General features: G+C 71.1%; 2 protein-coding genes. Both read right to left on the reverse strand.

What is annotated here, in order from left to right:
- Positions 1–794: UDP-2,3-diacylglucosamine diphosphatase (locus HMPREF0731_RS02350; protein WP_007002397.1), on the reverse strand; the 794-nt coding region annotated here is incomplete at its 3' end.
- Positions 795–971: 177 nt separating this feature from the next.
- Positions 972–1,523 (reverse strand): DUF2585 family protein, encoded by a 552-nt coding sequence (locus HMPREF0731_RS02355; RefSeq protein WP_007002398.1) that lies wholly within the window; start codon positions 1,521–1,523, stop codon positions 972–974.
- Positions 1,524–1,719 lie beyond the last annotated feature (196 nt).

Below are 1,719 nucleotides of genomic sequence, written 5' to 3' on the forward strand. Positions count from 1 at the left end.
GCCGGCAGGGCCTGCGGCGCGCCATGGCGGCGGCGCTGCTCGGCCGCCCAGTCGACCAGCTCGAACCGGCCATCCGCGTGCTCGGCCAGGGCGGTGCAGCTCTCCACCCAGTCGCCATCATTCATATAGAGGATGCCGTTCACCTGCCGCATCTCGGCATGGTGGATATGGCCGCAGATGACGCCATCGACGCCGCGGCGCCGCGCTTCCTCGGCCAGCGCCACCTCGAAGCGGTCGATCGCCTTCACCGCCTCCTTCACCTGGCGCTTCAGCCACTGGCTGAGCGACCAGTAGGGATAGCCCAGCCGCCGCCGCACCGCGTTGAACCAGCGGTTCAGCGCCAGCGCCGCGTCATAGGCCCAGTCGCCCAGATGCGCGAGCAGCGTGGCATAGCGCACCACGCTGTCGAACTCGTCGCCATGGATCAGCAGGAAGCGCCGCCCATCGGCCGCGACATGGATCGCTTCCTTCACCAGCGAGACCCCGGCCACCTCGAATTCCGGCCCGGCCCAGTCGCGGAACACCTCGTCATGATTGCCGGGGATGTAGGTGACGCGGGTGCCCGCGCGCGCCATGGCCAGGATGCGGCGGATCACCTGGTCATGCCCGGCATCCCAGTACCAGGAACGGCGCAGCCGCCAGCCATCGATGATGTCGCCCACCAGATAGAGCTGCTCGCACTCGACGCGGGAGAGGAAGTCGAGCAGCAGGTCCACGCGGCAGCCGCGCTGCCCCAGATGCGTGTCGGAGATGAACAGGGCGCGGTAGCGGCGCGGGGCGTGGCTCGGGGTCATGCCGGCTTCCCTCGGGCTGGTCCCCGGCCCCGGCGAGTCCGCCGGGCCGCCGGGGCGTTGCGTGCGGGCAAGCCCTTATCCGAGCCGTGCGACGGTGCCGTGACAGCGGCGTGACGTTTTGCCAGCGATCAGGGCGCGAGGGCCGGCCGTGGTCGCGCAACCTCGGCGTGCGGCCCGCTAGAGGCCCGCCTGCCAGTCGCGGATCGCCGGCACCGGCCAGAGCAGCATCAGCACGTTCAGCGTCAGGTTGTCGCGGATCACCAGCAGCGCCGCCAGTTCCATCGCCAGGCCGAGCAGCAGCGACACCCGCCAGGGCAGCTTCGCCGCCAGCCAGAAACCGAACAGCATCCAGCCGTAATCGGCGACCGAGTTCAGGATGCTGTCGCCGGTATAGCCCACCGCCGCGGTGGCGCTGCGGTAGCGCTCGATCACCGCCGGGCTGTTCTCGGCGATCTCCCACGCCGCCTCGACCAGCGCCGCCAGCACCAGCCGCAGCCCGAGGGAGCGGCGCGGCAGCAGCCAGGCCAGCAGCGCGTAGAAGATCAGCCCGTGCAGGATGTGCGACGGCGTGTACCAGTCGGCGATGTGCTGCGAGGTGCCGGCATCATTCGCCGCGCCGTGCCAGAGCGAGACATAGCCGCATTCGCAGATCGGGTTGCGGCCCATGGCGAGGAGCAGCGCCGCCATGACCAGCGCGATGCCCAGCACCGCGAGGAGGGAGCGCCTCATGCCCGGCGATTTGGGGCAGAGGCGCGGCGCGCATAGACTGCGCCCCCGCAGCGACGCAGCAGGACCATCGACAAATGCGTGTCTCCCCTCTCTTCCGGCCGCCCGGGCCGGCGGCCATGGCCCAGCATAGCCAGGGCGCCGCCGGGCGCATCTCACCCTGCCGCGCGCGGGGCGCGGCATGAGCGGCGGCGCCGCG

Source organism: Pseudoroseomonas cervicalis ATCC 49957, from assembly GCF_000164635.1.
Taxonomy (GTDB): Bacteria; Pseudomonadota; Alphaproteobacteria; order Acetobacterales; family Acetobacteraceae; genus Pseudoroseomonas; species Pseudoroseomonas cervicalis.

Bases quoted from the DNA above. Each gene is read 5' to 3' on its own strand.
- HMPREF0731_RS02355 (WP_007002398.1), bottom strand. From the start codon at position 1,523: ATGAGGCGCTCCCTCCTCGCGGTGCTGGGCATCGCGCTGGTCATGGCG.